Here is a 15,325-nt window from a genome sequence, read left to right as displayed (position 1 = left end):
GGCTCGTTGCACTCAGTGCAGCGAGCCGCCTAGTGTCGCTCCGTGCCGCCGACCCCCTCCCCGCGTCCTGACGGCCCGTCCGTCGGGAAGCGTGCCCTGCTGAAGGCCCGGACGCGCCGCGACATCGTCCAGGCGGCCGCGGCTCTCATGCACGACGGTGGCGGCGTCGGCTTCTCGGTCGACGACCTCGCCACGCGCGCGGGCGTCTCCCGGCGCACCGTCTTCAACCACTTCCCGTCGCTCGACGACGTCGTCGCGGCCGTCGGTGCCGACGCGTTCGGCACCGTCCGCGACGCGCTCCACGCCGTCGCGCCGCCGACGCCGGCCGGTCCCGGCCCGGACGCCGCGCGCGACGCCCTCCGCGACGACCTCGTCGCGGCGCTGCGGCGCGCGGAGCTCGTGGCGCCGATGGCGTCCCTCACGCGCGGCCTCGGCCTCGCGGGGGAGTCGGCGGACGCCGCCGTCGTGCCTCCGCACCAGGCGATGCTGCTGCTGCGGTCGCTGTCCGACGTCAGCGAGGAGCTCGCGGCGGACCTCGCGCGCCGGCACGCCGACGTCGAGGCCCTCGACGTGGAGCTCCTCGTCGCCCAGGCCATGAGCAGCCTCGTCGTGCTGCACCGTCACTGGTTCGCCCGGACCGGCGGCGCGTCGGACGGCGCTGCTCACGACACCTGGTCCGCCCTGCTCGACCACCTCGTTCCCGCCCTGCGCACCACCCCACCTGGCCCGATCGCAACTGAAGGACACCATGGCTGAGCTGCTCTACCGCCTCGGACGCTTCGCGTCGCGACGCGTCAAGACCGTCGTCGCCGCGTGGGTCGCCGTCCTGGCGATCGCCGGCGTCGGCTACGCCGTCGGGGCGGGGACCCTGAGCGACAGCTTCTCGATCCCCGGCACGCCGACGCAGGAGGTGACCGACCAGCTCGCCGACGAGCTGCCCGAGGCGGCGGGCGGCGCCGGCACCGTCGTGCTGAGCACGGACGACGGTTCGGAGTTCACCGCCGACCAGGAGAAGGCCCTGGGCGAGATCCTCGCCGGGGCGACGGGCATCGACGGCGTCGAGGACGCTGTCGACCCGTTCACCACCGAGGCCGACCGGCAGGAGCAGGCCGACCAGCTCGCCGACGGCGAGAAGCAGATCGCCGACGGGCGCGACCGGCTCGCGGACGGGCGGGACCAGCTCGAGGCGGGTCAGCAGCAGCTCGACGCCGCGCGCGCCGAGGTCGAGGCGGGCCAGGCCCAGCTCGACGACGCCCGCGCCCAGGCGGAGGCCGCCGGCCAGGCCGAGCTCGCCGCCCCGCAGCTCGACGCCCAGCAGGAGCAGCTCGACGCGCAGCAGGACACCCTCGACGAGAAGACCGCGGAGCTCGCGGACGGCGCCGCCGAGCTCGACGAGCAGGCCACGCAGCTCGAGCAGGGCCGGGAGCTGCTGGACCTCGCGTCCGGGATCACCCTCGTGTCCGACGACGGCTCCACCGCCGTCGCCACCGTGATGTTCACCGACGACCTGATGGCCGTGGACATGGAGACCAAGGACGCCGTCATCGGCGCCATCACCGACGGGGTCGCGGACGTCGGCGGCGTGAGCGTGGACTTCGGCTCCGACATCGCCCAGGAGACGCCGTCGGTCGTGGGGCCGGGCGAGGTCGTCGGCCTGGTCGTGGCGGCCGTCGTGCTCGTCGTCATGCTCGGCACGTTCGTCGGTGCCGGGCTGCCGCTGCTCACCGCGCTGGTCGGCGTCGGCGTCGCGGCGATGGGCGCCCTGGCGTTCTCGGGCGTCGTGCAGATGTCGTCCGTGACGCCGGTGCTCGGCCTCATGCTCGGCCTCGCCGTCGGCATCGACTACGCGCTGTTCATCGTCAACCGGCACCGCCAGCAGCTGAAGGACGGCTACGAGGTCCGCGAGTCCGTGGCGCTCGCCAACGGCACGTCGGGCAACGCCGTCGTCTTCGCCGGCGCGACGGTCGTGATCGCGCTGCTCGCGCTCAACGTCACCGGCATCCCGTTCCTCGGCCTCATGGGCACCGTCGGCGCGGCCTCGGTCGCCGTCGCGGTGCTGGTCGCGGTGACGCTCACGCCGGCGCTGCTGTCCGCCATCGGCATGCGGATCCTCAGCCGCAAGGAGCGCGGGCGCCTCGGGCAGGCGGCCGCGGCCGACGTGCCGCCGGCGAAGCAGGCGACGCCGGTGAAGCCGATGCGGACGCTCGTCGCGGTGGGCCGCGTGGTCCTCGGCGTCGCGGTGCTCGGCGTCGTCGCCATCCCGGCGCTCGACCTGCGGACCAACCTCCCCGACGGGTCGTCGGCCCCCGAGGACACCACGTCGTACGCGGCGTACACGACGGTCGCCGACCAGTTCGGCGCCGGCGTGAACGGGCCGCTGCTCGTGGTCGCGGACGTGCCGGACGCGGTCACCCAGGACACCGAGGTCGCGACGCAGCTCGCCCTCGCGAAGCAGCTCGCCGCGCAGGACGACGTGGTCGCCGTCGCGCCCGCCGGGACGTCGGAGGACGGCTGGACGCTCGCGTTCCAGGTGGTCCCCACCGAGGGGCCGACGAGCGCGTCCACCGAGCAGCTCGTCCACACGCTGCGAGGCCTGTCCCCGCTGGCGGTCGACGTGCAGGGCACCGGGGACGCGACCGTGACGGGCGACGTCCAGGTCGGCGTCGCGGGTGCGGCGTCGGGCAACATCGACATCTCCGAGAAGCTGTCCGACGCGCTGCCGCTCTACCTCGGCGTGGTCATCGGCCTGTCGCTGCTGATCCTCGTGGTCGTGTTCCGGTCGATCCTCGTGCCCGTGATCGCGACCCTCGGCTTCGTCCTGTCGTACTTCGCCGCCCTCGGCGGCGTCGTGGCGATCTACCAGTGGGGCTGGCTGGCCGGCGTCTTCGGCGTCCACCAGCCGGGGCCGATCCTGAACTTCCTGCCCACGATCCTCGTCGGCATCCTGTTCGGCCTGGCCATGGACTACATGCTTTTCCTCGGCTCGGGCATGCGGGAGGCGTACGCCCACGGTGCGCCCGCGCGCCTCGCCGTCGCGCAGGGCTTCCGCGCCGGCCGCTCCGTCGTCACCGCGGCGGCCGTCATCATGATCTCCGTGTTCGGCGGGTTCGTGTTCGCCGAGGACGCCATGATCCGGTCGATCGGGTTCGCCCTCGCGTTCGGCGTGCTCGTCGACGCGTTCGTCGTGCGGATGCTCGTCGTGCCGGCGCTCATGCACCTGCTCGGCGACGCGGCGTGGTGGCTGCCGCGGTGGCTCGAGCGGATCCTGCCGAACGTCGACGTCGAGGGGGCGGCGCTGGAGCGTCGTCACCCGCACGCCGAGGACGGCGCGCCCGACGCCACCCCCGAGCCGGAGCCCGCCCCGGCGGACGCACGCTGAGGGCCCGCGCCCTCGTCGCAGGGGCCGGGGTGGTCGCGCGGCCGGGGAGGCCGTGCGCCGGGCGACGTCCTCCGGCGGGTCGCCGCATGCGCCGGTGTGACCTGTGTCACCCTCAGGTCGGTACTTCGACCGAAAGGTGGCCCTGCCCGTGCGACGTTCACGACCCCTGGTGCTGGCCGGCATGGCCGGCGCCCTCACGCTCCTGCACGCCCCTGTCGCTGTCGCGGCTCCCGGAGGGGGCGACGCGCCGGCGGACGACGACGGCCTGCCGCCCGGCGTCGTCGTCGAGGACGGGACGACGCAGCCCGTCTTCTCGCTCGACGACGCGATCACGGAGCGGGTGTACGTCACCGCGCCCGTGGACAGCGACCACGACGGCGAGCACGACCGGGTGGCGATCGACATCGCCCGGCCGGCGGAGACCGCGACCGAGGGCCTCGACGTCCCCGTCATCTTCGAGCACAGCCCGTACCGCAAGGACACGTGGGGCGAGGCTCCGTACCCCAGCGTCCTCGTCGACGAGCTGCCGCAGAACCGCCTCTTCGCCAAGGGCGCGACGGCCGGCTCGTTCCGCACGACGGCGGGCTTCCTCGGCGGCGACGCCGTCGCGGGGGCCAGGGCCGCCGACCTGCCCGGCAGCCTGGACGACTACTACGTGCCGCGCGGCTACGCCGTCGTGCTCGGGATGAGCGTCGGCACGGGGGACTCCGACGGCTGCCCGACCAGCGGCGACCCCGCCGAGACCCTCGGCACGAAGGCCGTGATCGACTGGCTGAACGGTCGCGCGCCCGGCGTCGACGCCACCGGCGAGGCCGTCGAGGCGGACTGGACCACCGGCGACGTCGGGATGATCGGCGGCTCCTACAACGGGACGCTGCCCAACCAGGTCGCGACCACCGGCGTCGAGGGCCTCAAGACGATCGTCCCCGTCGCCGCCATCAGCAGCTGGTACGACTACTACCGCGCCAACGGCCTCGTGGTCGCCCCCGGCGGCTACCAGGGCGAGGACGCCGACGTCCTCGCGAACTTCGTCGGCGGCGAGGAGCGGGTCACGGGCGACTGCGCGGACGAGATCGCCGAGATCACCGCGGAGCAGGGGCGCGACACCGGGGACTACACGGACTTCTGGGCGGCCCGCGACTACCGCGACGCGAGCGACGTGGCCGCGAGCGTCTTCGTCGTGCACGGGCTGAACGACTGGAACGTCCGCACGGAGAACTTCGCCGGGTGGTGGGACGAGCTCGCCGCGCACGACGTGCCGCGCAAGATCTGGCTGCACCAGGGCGGACACGGCGGCCCCGGCTCCGGCGCGAGCGTCACGCTGCCGGACGGCGAGACCTGGACCTACAAGCAGACCGAGAACCGCTGGTTCGACCACTGGCTGTGGGGCGTCGACAACGGGATCATGGACGAGCCGCAGGCGGTCGTGCAGCGCGAGGACGGCGAGAACACGCCGTCCTCCACCTGGCCGGACGCCGGTGCCAAGGACGTCCGGCTGCGGCTCGCCGCCGATGCGTCCGACGCCCCGGGCGCCCTGGTCACGCGCGGGCCGCACGGTCCGGCGGCGCGGCAGTCGTTCGTCGACCAGGGACGCACGGTCCACCCGGACACGTTGGTCGCCGACCCCGACACCGTCAGCGAGAACCGGCTCGTGTACACGACGCCGGAGCTCGACGAGGACGTCCGTCTCTCCGGGCGCCCGTCGATCCGGCTGCGCACGGCGATCGAGAACGCTGCCGACGCGAACCTCACGGTGCAGCTCGTCGACTACGGCCCGGCCGGGTCCGACGTCGAGCCCACGGTCGTGACCCGGGGCTGGACGGACCCGCAGAACCGCAAGGGGGCGGACCGCTCGGAGCCGCTCGTGCGCGGCAAGGCGTACGACCTGTCCTGGACGCTCGAGCCGAAGGACTACGTGGTTCCCGCGGGTCACCGGATCGGGCTCGTGGTCTTCTCGACCGATCAGGAGCACACGCTGCTGCCGCTCGGCGGGACGGAGCTCACGGTGTCGCCGCACCAGAGCGTGCTGCGGCTGCCCGTGGTCGGGGGAGCGGAGGCGCTGGGCTTCTGAGGAGCCGCCGGCGGGCGGGCCGAGCGGTGGGAGGTGGCTACGCGGCGGTGCCGAAGTCGCCCCGCCGGCGCTCGGCCCGCACGACGGTGCCCTCGGGCACGATCTCGTCCGGCAGCACGATCGCGCCGGGCTCGATCTGGATGTCCTCGCCGAGCCGTGCGTGCGCGCCGACCCGGGCGCCGTCGCCCACGACGCCGCGGACGCCGACGTGCACCGCGTCGCCGACCCGGGCGCGCGGCCCCACGACGGCGTCGACGTCGATCCAGCTGAAGCGCCCCACGCGGGCGCGCTCGGCCACGCGGGCGCCGGCCTCGACGTAGGCTCCGGCCTCGACCGTCGCGTCCGGGTGGACGGTCGCGTACGGGGAGACGTAGCCCTCGCCGTTGTCGTGCCGCAGATAGCGCGTGACGTTGCCCGCGTCGTCCTCGATCTCGACCTTCCGGGGGATGCGTCGCACAGTTCTCCTCGCCTCGGGTGCTCTGCTGTTCCAGTGACATAACGTAACGACTCGCGCAAGGATTCCCCCGAAACGGTCATCTGGTGAGCCGGGCCGTGGCGACAGGTGGACAGCGACGGGTTCGTCAGCAGGGCCGGCGATCGGCAATGATCGGGAGGTGAGCACGACGACGCGGGGGACCCGGAGACGCTGGCGCACGGCGGCGGTGGTCGCCGGGGCGCTCGTCGTCGCGCTCGGTGTCCTCGCGGCGCTGGTGTGGACCGGTGTGCTGTGGCCCAACCGCATCACGGCGGCGAAGTTCGACGTCCGCGGGGTGGACGTCTCCGCCTACCAGGGCGAGATCGACTGGCCGGTGCTCGCCGACCAGGACCTCGACTTCGCGTTCATCAAGGCCACTGAAGGCTCGAACCACGTCGACGAGCGCTTCGCCGCGAGCTGGGCGGGCGCGCGCGAGACGGACCTGCTCGTCGGCGCCTACCACTTCCTCAGCTTCGAGAGCCCGGGCGAGGACCAGGCCGGGAACGTCGTGGAGAACGTCCCGGCCGACCCCGGCACCCTGCCGCCCGTCGTCGACGTCGAGTACTACGGGCCGTTCATGGACGACCCGCCCAGCGTCGACGAGCTGCGCGGCATCCTCGACCCGCTGCTCGCCGACCTCGAGGAGCACTACGGCGCCGCGCCGATCATCTACACGACGCAGCAGCTGCGCGAGGCCTACCTCGGCGACGACTACGACCGCTACCCGCTGTGGATCCGGTCGGTGGCGTCCAGCCCCGACCTGCCGAAGCGCGCGTGGGACTTCTGGCAGTACTCCGACCGCGACGTCCTGGACGGCTACGTGGGCGAGGAGGAGCACATCGACATGAACGTCTTCGACGGCACCCTCGACGACCTGCGCGCGATGACGATCGGCTGACGACAGCGCCCGGCGCCCGTCAGAGCGCGACCGTGCGGAACCCGCCGTTGCCGGTGGACGACTCCACCGTGTTCGACGACCGGGCGGCGTTGCGGTAGCGGTTGCAGTACGAGTCGTGGCACAGGTACGAGCCGCCGCGCAGCACCCGGGCGTCGGAGGCACCCTGCTCGAGCGGTGCGTGCGCCGCGGGGCCGCGGCGGGCGTACGTGTGCGGCGACCACACGTCCTGGCACCACTCCCACACGTTGCCCACCGTCTGCCACAGCCCGTAGCCGTTGGGCGCGAACGTCCGCACCGGGGCGGTGGTCAGCCAGCCGTCGTCGCGGGTGTTCGCGGTCGGGAACGTCCCCTGCCAGATGTTGCAGCGCCATTCGCCGTCGTCGCCGAGCAGGTCGTCACCCCACGGGTACCGGGCGCCGTCGAGGCCGCCGCGCGACGCGTACTCCCACTCCGCCTCGGTGGGCAGCCGGCGCCCCGCCCAGGCGCAGTAGGCCTGCGCGTCGTTCCACGACACGTGCACCACCGGGTGGTCGCCGCGGCCCGCGAGGTCGGTGCCCGGCCCCTCCGGGTGCGCCCAGTCGGCGCCGGTGACGAACAGCCACCACGGTGCGCCGCCCGCGACGCCGAGCACCTCCACCCGCCCTTCGTCCACGGCGCGCTGGTCGACGGCGAGGTGGAAGACGGGCGAGCTGCCGAACGTCTCCGCCTCCGTGCGGTAGCCGGTGGCGTCGACGAAGCGGGCGAAGTCGTCGTTGGTCACCGACGTCGCGTCGATCGTGAAGCCGTCCAGCGACACCTCGTGCACGGGCGACTCGCCGTCGAACGGCTTGCCGTCCCCGTGGGAGTCGCCCATCGCGAACCGGCCGGCCGGCACCGCGACCTGCTGGACCGTGTGGCGCGGGCCGTCACCGGGCGCGGCGGCCGTGCCGGCGCCGGCGGCTCCGCCACGCAGCACCGGCATCGCCAGGGCCGCGGGCTCGGCCGGCCGGGAGGGGGCGCAGCAGGAGTCGGTCGTGTCGGCCGGACGTGCCGGGGCGCAGCACGAGTCCTGCTCGGGGTGGGTCATCGTCGCTCCTTCGGGCTGGGCCGGTCTGCTGCCAGTATCGCGGACGACCGGTACGCCTCGATCAGCCGACCGCGGCGCGGGACGTGCGGGGTGTCGCAGAACACCGCCCTGAGCAGCGGCGATGGCGCCGTCGCGCGACTCGGACGTTACGGTCGGCGACGTGGACGAATGGACTTGGCCCGCGTACGTGGGCGTGGCGCTCGGGGTGCTGGCGTTCCTCGCGGTGCTGCTGCCGGTGCTCGTGGTGCAGCAGCGACGGTACGGGCGGCTCGACGCGCGGCGGATGCTCGGTGCGGCGGCACTGGCGGTGTACGTCGTGACGCTGCTGGCGTACACGCTGCTGCCGCTGCCGTCCGGCGACCTCGCCGCATGGTGCGCCGCGAACGCGGTGTCCGGGGCCGAGCTCGTCCCGCTGCACTCGATCGACGACATCCGTGGCGACACCTCCGGACTGAGCACCCTCGCGACGCTGCGCAGCCGGGCGTTCCTGCAGGTGGCGTTCAACGTGCTCCTGTTCGTCCCGTGGGGGGTGTTCGCCCGCCGGTACCTCGGCTGGGGCGTCGTCGCCTCGACCGCCTCCGCGCTGCTGGCGTCGGTCGCGATCGAGACCGTCCAGTACACCGGCATCTTCGGCGTCATCGGCTGCTCCTACCGCGTCGCGGACGTCGACGACGTGCTCACCAACACGCTCGGGGGCCTGCTCGGCGCGCTCGTGGCGCCGGTGGTGCTGCGGTGGATGCCGCAGGCGCGGGCGCTCGCCGCCGACCGCCTGGAGCCGCGGCCCGTGACGGTGCCGCGGCGGCTGCTGGGCATGGTCGTGGACGTCGGCGCCGCGGCGGCGCTGGGCGCCGCGCTCCAGCTGGCGTACCGCATCGCGCTGATGGCCACGGGCCACGGGCTGCCGGCGACGCCCACGTGGGCGGAGGTGCTGCTCGGCACCGTCCTGCCGGCGGTGCTGGTCTTCGGGGTGCCGCCGTGGGTGGGGTCGGGGGCGTCGCTGGGGCAGCGGGCGGTGTGGCTGGAGCCGCGCTGGCCGGACGGCGCGGGCGGGCTCGCGCGCGGGAGCCTCGGCCGACGCCTCGCGCGGGGGTATGCCGTGCTCGGCGTCTACGGGCTGCTGGACGTCGCGGCGGCGGTGCCGCCCGGCGCCGAGGCCGCGGGGGCGCAGTCGCTCCAGGGGCTGGTGGTGCTGGCCGCCGTCGTCGGTGTGCTCGCCACGGGCGACCGACGGGGGCTGTCCTGCGCGCTCACGGGCGCGCGCCTGGTCGACGCCCGGGCCTGACCGCTCAGCAGACCGCTCAGCAGGCCGCTCATATGTGTTGAACGCTGCGCTCGTTTGGTACCTTGGCCGTTCCGGCCCGACGAAGGAGCGACGCACCATGACCGCACTCAGCGACGAGACCCTGGCATCCCTGTCGGGCGGCGACCTGCCGGTCGCGGTGCCGGCGTACGACCGCTCGCGGCTGCGTGCCGGCATCGTCCACCTCGGCGTCGGCGGCTTCCACCGCGCCCACCAGGCCATGTACCTCGACCGGCTGATGAACGAGGGCAAGGCGCTCGACTGGGCGATCTGCGGCGTCGGCGTGCTGCCCCACGACGCGCGCATGCGCGACGCGCTCACCAGCCAGGACGGGCTGTACACCCTCGTGCTGAAGCACCCGGACGGCACGCTCGAGGGCCGTGTGATCGGGTCGATCGTGGACTTCCTGCTCGCCCCCGACGACCCCGAGGCCGTCATCGAGAAGATGGCGTCCCCGGAGATCCGGATCGTGTCGCTGACCGTCACCGAGGGCGGCTACAACGTCAACCCGGTGACGGGGGAGTTCGACGCCGAGGACCCGGCGGTCGTCGCCGACCTCGCGCCCGGCGCCGTCCCCGCCACGTCGTTCGGGCTGGTCACGGAGGCGCTGCGGCGTCGTCGCGACCGCGGGGTCACCCCGTTCACGGTGGCCAGCTGCGACAACATCCAGGGCAACGGCGACGTCGCGCACCGCATGTTCGTCGCGTTCGCGCGCCTCAAGGACCCCGCCCTCGCGGACTGGATCGAGGCGCACGTGCCGTTCCCCAACTCGATGGTCGACCGCATCACCCCGGTGACGACGGACGACGACCGGGCGATGGTCGCCGAGCGGTTCGGCGTCGACGACGCGTGGCCGGTGGTGGCGGAGCCGTTCACGCAGTGGGTGATCGAGGACCGGTTCACGAACGGCCGCCCGCCGTACGAGGAGGTCGGCGCGCAGCTGGTCGACGACGTCGAGCCGTACGAGCTCATGAAGCTCCGGCTGCTCAACTCCAGCCACCAGGCGCTGTGCTACGTCGGCTACCTCGCCGGCTACCGGTACGCGCACGAGGTGTGCGCCGACGAGACGTTCGTGCAGTTCCTGCGCGACTACATGGCCCGCGAGGGGGAGCCGACCCTGCTGCCCGTGCCGGGCATCGACCTGGCGGAGTACCAGGACACCCTCATCGAGCGGTTCGCGAACCCGCACGTGCGCGACACCCTCGCCCGGCTGTGCGCCGAGTCGTCCGACCGGATCCCGAAGTGGCTGGTCCCCGTGATCCGGGCCAACCTCGCCGCCGGCGGGGAGGTCCACCGCTCCGCCGCGGTCGTCGCCTCGTGGGCCCGCTACGACGAGGGCGTCGACGAGCAGGGCGAGCCCATCGAGATCGTGGACCGGTACGCCGACCGGCTGAAGGCCGCCGCCGCCCGCAACCACGAGGACCCGCTCGCGTTCGTGCGCGACGAGGAGCTGTTCGGCGACCTGGCGTCCCAGCCGCGCTTCGTCGAGGCCTACACCGCCGCGCTGGCCTCGTTGCACGCGCGCGGCGCGCGGGCCACGGTGGAGGAGCTCGTCGCCCGCTGACCTCAGCCGGTCGCGCGGGACCTGAGCAGTCCCGCGACGTCCTGGAGGCCCATCTGGACGCGCCCGTAGACGCGGGGGTTGAGCAGGAGCGTGCCGTCGAAGTCCCCGGACGACGCGTAGAACGCGACCGGCACGGTCATCGCCTGGAAGAAGGCGAAGAGGGGGCGCATGGCGTGCTCCAGCACGAGGGCGTGGCGGTCGCTGCCGCCGGTGGCCACGAGGAGCACGGCCTTGTTGGCGAGCGCGTACTGGTCCACCAGGTCGAAGAAGTGCTTGAACATGCCCGGGTAGGACCCGCGGAAGACCGGCGCGGCGGCGACGAGCAGGTCGGCCTCCTCGGCACGGTGCAGCGCGGACTCGACGTCCGGCGTGACCTCGTCCCGCGAGGTCGCGTCGGTGAACCCGTGGCCGAGCCGGTAGACGTCGACCTGCGACGCCTCGGTCGGGAGCATCTCGGCCAGCGTGTCCAGGACCACGGAGGTGAGCCCCATCGTCTTGGACGGCCGGCTCGGGCTGCCGTTGACGACGACGACCCGCAGCCGCGCGCTCCCGGGGTCCGGGGTGGGCGCGGTGTCGGCGGACGACGCGCCGCCGGCCGTCGTGGGACGCGGGACCGCCGTCGCGCCGGCCGAGGTCGTGGTGGCGGAGGTCGTGGTCATGCCGCGCTCCTCTCGGCGGCGGCCACCTCGCGGCGCACGACCGGCGCCACCTCGGTGCCCAGCCGCTCGATCGCCTCCAGGTGGTCCTTCTGCGCCATCCCTCCGAACCCCATGTGGACGATGGCGCGGTCCAGCCCGTAGAGCTCGTGGTAGGCGAGCAGCTTGTCGACGACCTCCTGGGGGCTGCCGACGAGCAGCCCGGCGCCGGGGGCCGAGAGCGCGTCGAACGACGGGCGGGACAGGGGGAACCCCGCGCCGCGCTGGTGGTTGTTCTCCGCCATGCCCTGCACGAAGGAGGGGTACATGAGGTCCCTCGCCCCCTGGCTCGTGGCGCCGACGTAGCCGTGGGTGTTGATGCTCACCGGCAGCGCGTCGGCGTCGTGGCCCGCGGACGCGGCCGCCTCCCGGTACAGCGCGAGCGTCCGCTCGTGGAAGGTGATGGGGCCCAGCAGGAGGGCCATCGCCATGGGCAGCCCGAGCCTGCCGGTGCTGACGGCCGAGGCCGGCGAGCCGCCGACCCCCACCCAGACCGGGATGGTGTCGCCGAAGGCGCGGGGCGCGATGTCGGCGTCCACCAGCGAGGGACGCAGCCGCCCCTGCCAGGTCAGCGGGTTCTGCTCGCGGATCGCCAGGAGCAGGTCGAGCTTCTCCCGGAAGAGCTCCGCGTAGTCGCCGAGGTCGTACCCGAAGAGCGGGAACGACTCGGAGTACGACCCTCGGCCGGCGATGATCTCCGCCCGCCCGCCGGACAGCTGGTCGATCGTGGCGAACTGTTCCCAGACCCGCACGGGGTCGTCCGAGCTGAGCACGGTCACGGAGCTCGTGAGCCTGATGTTCTCGGTGTGCTCCGCGGCCGCCGCGAGCAGGACGGTCGGGGCGGAGCCGACGAAGTCGGTCCGATGGTGCTCCCCGACCCCGAAGACGTCGAGGCCGACCTGGTCGGCGACCCGTGCCTGCTCGACGGTCTCGCGGACCCGCTGGCGCGGGGACGGCGTGGAACCCGTGCGGGGGTCGGTGGTGACCTCTCCGAACGTCATGATCCCGATCTCGAAGGGCATCGCTCTTCCTCTCGTCGGACGGTGCTGCCGGGTCCGCCGCATAACTTGTCTGCGCAGACAGATATTCCGCCGAGCCGTGGGTGGCCGGCTGGTTCCGCCCACGACGTCCGGATACCGTGCTCGCCATGGCGACCGACGGGCTGCAGGACCTCGAGCAGGAGGCGTGGCGCGGGTTCCTCTACGCCCACGACCGGATCTGGCGCGAGCTGGAGTCACGGCTCGCGACGATGAACGTCAGCATGGCGGAGTACAGCGTCCTGGCCCTGCTCGGCGAGGCCGGCCCCGAGGGCATGCGGATGTCGGAGCTCGCCCGGCGTCGCCTGATGACGACCGGTGGGTTCACCCGCCTGGCCGACCGGCTGGAGCGGCGCGGGCTGATCGAGCGTCGCCGGTCGCGGGTCGACGGCCGGAGCGTCGACGCGGCCCTGACCGACGAGGGACGGGCGCTGATGCGCCGCGCCTGGCGGCAGCATCACGGCGACCTGCGGGAGCTGTTCTTCGACCGCCTCGACGACGACCGGCTGCGGTGCCTGGCCGACGTCTGGGCCCGGCTGGACCCCGAGGCCGGGCCGGCGGGCGACCTGCCAGGCGACCTGCCCAGGGCCTGACCCGTCCCGCCCGCGCGGGGCTGCGTCGGCGGTCGCTCAGGGCCGCGTCGGAGCCTCGTCGTGTGCCGCGTCGTCGCGGGCGGCCCGTTCGCGCACCTTGCGCGCCTCGGCCACGGCGTCGGCGCGCTTGGCGGCCTTCTTGTCGCTGGCCTTCGTGTCGCGGGGCGGGAGCTGGACGCGCTCCTCGGCCGCGATGCCGTCGTTCAGCTCGCGGGTGCGCTCCAGCTCGGAGTCGAGCTCGGCGCCGAACAGCAGGACGAGGTTGATGATCCACAGCCACAGGAGCAGCACGATGAACGTGGCGAGGATGCCGTACGAGCCGTAGCTGGAGAAGCTGCTGCCGACGTACAGCCCGAACGCCGCGGAGGCGATCGCCGCGACCACGATCGCGACCAGCGCGCCGGCGCTCACCCAGCGGAACCGCGGGCGCTTCACGTTGGGCGTGAAGTGGTAGAGCATCGCGATCGCGACCACCACGAGCAGCAGCGCGACCGGCCACTTCGCGATGCTCCACACCGTGATCGCGGCGTCGCCCAGCCCGACCGCCGAGCCCACCGCGCGGGCGACGGGGCCGGACAGCACCAGGCTCGCCACGACCAGCGCGGCGATGATCACGACGACCAGGGTGACCCCGAGCATCGCGGGCCGCAGCTTCCACACCGGGCGGCCCTCGGGGACGTCGTACACGCGGTTCATGGCCCGGCCGAAGGCGCCCACGTAGCCGGAGGCGGACCACAGCGCCAGCACCAGCCCGACGACGAACGCGATCCCCGCACCGGTGTTGCCCACGGCGTTCTCCACGAGGGGCTCGACGATGTCGATCATGTCCTGCGGGAGGAACTCCGAGACGGTGCTCATCACGGAGTCGAGCGCCTTCTCGGCGTCGCCCACGAACCCGAGGAGCGACACGAGGGCCAGCAGCGCGGGGGCCGAGGCCAGGACGGCGTAGTACGTGAGCCCGGCGGCGAGGTCGGTGCACTGGTCTGCGCCGAACTCCCGGACGCTGCCCTTGAGCGCCCGCCCCCACGACGGCGGCGGTGCCTCGGCGGGAGTGCGGGGGGTGTCGGGCACGCCCACGCCCGGTCCGGCGTCGGCGTCCGGGCTCCTGTGCTGCTCGCCGGTGTCGGCCATGGCGACCTCCTCGTGCGTGCGGCACCCTGCCGCGGTCAGTCCCAGGCTCGGACGGCCGGCGCATGTCCGCAAGGCGGCCGCACCGTGCCCGCACCGTGGCCGCACCGTGCCCGCGGCGCTCAGGTCGAGGGGGCCTGTTCCTCGAGGGCCAGGGCCGCGGCCTCGTCGCACACCAGCGTCGTGACGCCGATCCCGGCCACGGCCGCGCGGAGCGCCGTCGCCGTGTGCGCCCCGTACCCGACGGCGAGCACCTCGGGCGTCCGGGCGAGCTGCTCCAGCGTCACGCCGACGACCCGGGCGTCGAGCGGGGTGAGCACGGCGCTCCCGTCGGCGGCGAGGAGTCGCCCGGAGCACTCGGCGGCGGCCCCGGCCTCGGTCGCGGCGCGCCGGTCCTCCTCGGTGATGAGGGGGTAGACGGTGGAGCCGTCGCTCGTCCAGGCACCGACGGCGACCACGGCGAGGTCGAGGGCGTCCGCCCGGTCGAGCGCGGCGGCGATCTCCGTCTGCCGCCGCATCCCGGCGGCGGTGGCCGGGTCGCCCACGAGCATCGGCGACCACACGGGCCAGGTGCGCACCCCCTCCATGCCGCGGAACCGCTCGATCAGGCCGAGCGAGTCGCCGGCGCCGCTGACCGGCAGGGCGCCGACGAGCTGGACGACCTCGCAGGGCGGCAGGGCACCGAGGAGGCCGACCGCGGTCTCGATGGTGCGCGACCAGGACACGCCGACCGTCATGCCCGCGTGCACGCGGGCGGCCAGGATGCTCGCGAGGGCGTGGGCGGCCGCGTCGCGCGTCGCCGCCGGGTCGGCCCCGGACGGCACGATCACCACGTCGCGCGCGCCCAGCAGGTCGGCGAGCCGCCCCGCCCGGTCGCCGTCGAGATGGGCCGGCGGCGCGATCTCGATGCGCACCACGCCGGACTCGCGGGCCTCCGTGAGCAGCCGGGCCACCTGGAAGCGGGAGATGCCGCGGTGCTGGGCGATCTCCACCTTGGACCGGCCGTCGAGGTAGTAGTCGCGGCTCACGTCGACGAGGAGCCTGGCGTGGGCGGGATGGGTCACGGAGTCTCCTGTGAGCGGCGGAGCGAGCGGCGCACGCCTGCGTGCGACCGGATGA

13 protein-coding genes are annotated in these 15,325 nt (G+C 73.9%); 7 read left to right on the top strand and 6 right to left on the bottom strand.

Annotated features, from left to right (window positions below; all coding sequences use genetic code 11):
• The first annotated feature begins 42 nt into the window (after window positions 1-42).
• The 3 genes from IEW03_RS16415 (at window position 43) to IEW03_RS16405 (ending at window position 5,450) form a co-directional block, all read left to right on the top strand.
• On the top strand, window positions 43-756 hold the full coding sequence (locus IEW03_RS16415; protein ID WP_188524779.1) for a TetR/AcrR family transcriptional regulator: 714 nt from the start codon (window positions 43-45) through the stop codon (window positions 754-756).
• Complete coding sequence (locus tag IEW03_RS16410; RefSeq protein ID WP_188524778.1) at window positions 749-3,379, top strand: MMPL family transporter; 2,631 nt, start codon at window positions 749-751, stop codon at window positions 3,377-3,379. Before IEW03_RS16415 ends, IEW03_RS16410 begins: the two co-directional genes overlap by 8 nt.
• Before the next feature lie 148 nt (window positions 3,380-3,527).
• On the top strand, window positions 3,528-5,450 hold the full coding sequence (locus IEW03_RS16405) for a Xaa-Pro dipeptidyl-peptidase (RefSeq protein WP_229738358.1): 1,923 nt from the start codon (window positions 3,528-3,530) through the stop codon (window positions 5,448-5,450).
• A 37-nt stretch (window positions 5,451-5,487) separates the two neighbouring features.
• Here the strand turns inward: IEW03_RS16405 and IEW03_RS16400 are convergent, their stop codons facing one another.
• Window positions 5,488-5,907, bottom strand: a complete 420-nt coding sequence (locus IEW03_RS16400; protein WP_188524777.1) for a transferase — start codon at window positions 5,905-5,907, stop codon at window positions 5,488-5,490.
• 157 nt (window positions 5,908-6,064) lie between these two features.
• Between IEW03_RS16400 and IEW03_RS16395 the strand changes: the two genes are divergently transcribed.
• A complete protein-coding gene (locus IEW03_RS16395; protein WP_229738356.1) occupies window positions 6,065-6,823 on the top strand; it encodes a GH25 family lysozyme in 759 nt (252 codons plus the stop codon).
• A gap of 19 nt (window positions 6,824-6,842) precedes the next feature.
• Here the strand turns inward: IEW03_RS16395 and IEW03_RS16390 are convergent, their stop codons facing one another.
• Window positions 6,843-7,889, bottom strand: a complete 1,047-nt coding sequence (locus tag IEW03_RS16390; protein WP_268236104.1) for a formylglycine-generating enzyme family protein — start codon at window positions 7,887-7,889, stop codon at window positions 6,843-6,845.
• A 160-nt stretch (window positions 7,890-8,049) separates the two neighbouring features.
• On the opposite strand from IEW03_RS16390, the gene IEW03_RS16385 reads away from it, so the two are divergent.
• Entirely contained in the window at window positions 8,050-9,171 is a 1,122-nt protein-coding gene (locus tag IEW03_RS16385) for a VanZ family protein (protein WP_188524776.1), read from the top strand.
• A 97-nt stretch (window positions 9,172-9,268) separates the two neighbouring features.
• Entirely contained in the window at window positions 9,269-10,753 is a 1,485-nt protein-coding gene (locus IEW03_RS16380) for a mannitol dehydrogenase family protein (protein ID WP_188524775.1), read from the top strand.
• Between the two features lie 2 nt (window positions 10,754-10,755).
• On the opposite strand, the gene IEW03_RS16375 is transcribed toward IEW03_RS16380, so the two are convergent.
• Window positions 10,756-11,412, bottom strand: a complete 657-nt coding sequence (locus tag IEW03_RS16375) for an NAD(P)H-dependent oxidoreductase (RefSeq protein ID WP_188524774.1) — start codon at window positions 11,410-11,412, stop codon at window positions 10,756-10,758.
• Window positions 11,409-12,470, bottom strand: coding sequence for an LLM class flavin-dependent oxidoreductase (locus IEW03_RS16370; RefSeq protein ID WP_188524773.1), 1,062 nt, complete (start codon window positions 12,468-12,470; stop codon window positions 11,409-11,411). Before IEW03_RS16370 ends, IEW03_RS16375 begins: the two co-directional genes overlap by 4 nt.
• 125 nt (window positions 12,471-12,595) lie before the next feature.
• On the opposite strand from IEW03_RS16370, the gene IEW03_RS16365 reads away from it, so the two are divergent.
• A complete protein-coding gene (locus tag IEW03_RS16365; RefSeq protein ID WP_188524772.1) occupies window positions 12,596-13,078 on the top strand; it encodes a MarR family winged helix-turn-helix transcriptional regulator in 483 nt (160 codons plus the stop codon).
• Between the two features lie 36 nt (window positions 13,079-13,114).
• Here the strand turns inward: IEW03_RS16365 and IEW03_RS16360 are convergent, their stop codons facing one another.
• Both IEW03_RS16360 and IEW03_RS16355 read right to left on the bottom strand, forming a co-directional pair.
• Window positions 13,115-14,209, bottom strand: a complete 1,095-nt coding sequence (locus IEW03_RS16360; protein ID WP_188524771.1) for a YihY/virulence factor BrkB family protein — start codon at window positions 14,207-14,209, stop codon at window positions 13,115-13,117.
• 119 nt (window positions 14,210-14,328) lie between these two features.
• A complete protein-coding gene (locus IEW03_RS16355) occupies window positions 14,329-15,270 on the bottom strand; it encodes a sugar-binding domain-containing protein (RefSeq protein WP_188524770.1) in 942 nt (313 codons plus the stop codon).
• Window positions 15,271-15,325 lie beyond the last annotated feature (55 nt).

The organism is Isoptericola cucumis (assembly GCF_014635665.1).
GTDB classification, from domain to species: Bacteria; Actinomycetota; Actinomycetes; order Actinomycetales; family Cellulomonadaceae; genus Isoptericola; species Isoptericola cucumis.
The sequence above is the reverse complement of the archived record's forward strand: the minus strand, read 5'-3'. Positions and strand labels throughout refer to the sequence as shown.

What these genes read in the sequence shown, in the direction of transcription:
- IEW03_RS16410 (WP_188524778.1), top strand. Translation starts at nt 749, where the DNA reads ATGGCTGAGCTGCTCTACCGCCTCGGACGCTTCGCGTCGCGACGCGTC.
- IEW03_RS16390 (WP_268236104.1), bottom strand. Translation starts at nt 7,889, where the DNA reads ATGACCCACCCCGAGCAGGACTCGTGCTGCGCCCCGGCACGTCCGGCC.
- IEW03_RS16380 (WP_188524775.1), top strand. Translation starts at nt 9,269, where the DNA reads ATGACCGCACTCAGCGACGAGACCCTGGCATCCCTGTCGGGCGGCGAC.
- IEW03_RS16375 (WP_188524774.1), bottom strand. Translation starts at nt 11,412, where the DNA reads ATGACCACGACCTCCGCCACCACGACCTCGGCCGGCGCGACGGCGGTC.
- IEW03_RS16370 (WP_188524773.1), bottom strand. Translation starts at nt 12,470, where the DNA reads ATGCCCTTCGAGATCGGGATCATGACGTTCGGAGAGGTCACCACCGAC.
- IEW03_RS16365 (WP_188524772.1), top strand. Translation starts at nt 12,596, where the DNA reads ATGGCGACCGACGGGCTGCAGGACCTCGAGCAGGAGGCGTGGCGCGGG.
- IEW03_RS16360 (WP_188524771.1), bottom strand. Translation starts at nt 14,209, where the DNA reads ATGGCCGACACCGGCGAGCAGCACAGGAGCCCGGACGCCGACGCCGGA.